Origin of the sequence: Levilactobacillus parabrevis ATCC 53295 (genome assembly GCF_001434055.1) — a bacterium.
Classification (GTDB): Bacteria; Bacillota; Bacilli; order Lactobacillales; family Lactobacillaceae; genus Levilactobacillus; species Levilactobacillus parabrevis.
In genome coordinates, this window is the sequence record NZ_AZCZ01000116.1 from 1 (window position 1) to 305 (window position 305).

Genomic DNA, 305 nt, shown 5'->3' on the forward strand with positions numbered 1-305 from the left:
GCTTCCCTCAAAAAGGAATGTGTTTATCCAGTGCCGGTCTTTGAGAATTATGAAACTGCCGCTGCTGTCCTTTTTGAATATGTGCATGCTTTCTACAATAGGAAGAGAATTCATAGTTCACTGGGCTACCAGACCCCCTTACAAGTTGAAATCGCAACACTTACGAGCCAAATGGCCGCCTGATTTAATGCTTTCCATGGTTCAAATAAGTTATTAATCACGATTAATGATTTATTTGAGCTGTGGAAGGTAAACGCGGTTCTGAATGTCTCTTAAAACCTGTCTCAAATATTGACTTCAATCCA

Annotated in this window: 1 protein-coding gene; it reads left to right on the plus strand. The window is 40.0% G+C overall.

Annotated elements, in window-relative coordinates:
• A partial coding sequence (locus FD07_RS11980; RefSeq protein ID WP_156403295.1) for an IS3 family transposase occupies positions 1 to 183 on the plus strand: 183 nt, incomplete at its 5' end.
• Between the last annotated feature and the right edge of the window lie 122 nt (positions 184 to 305).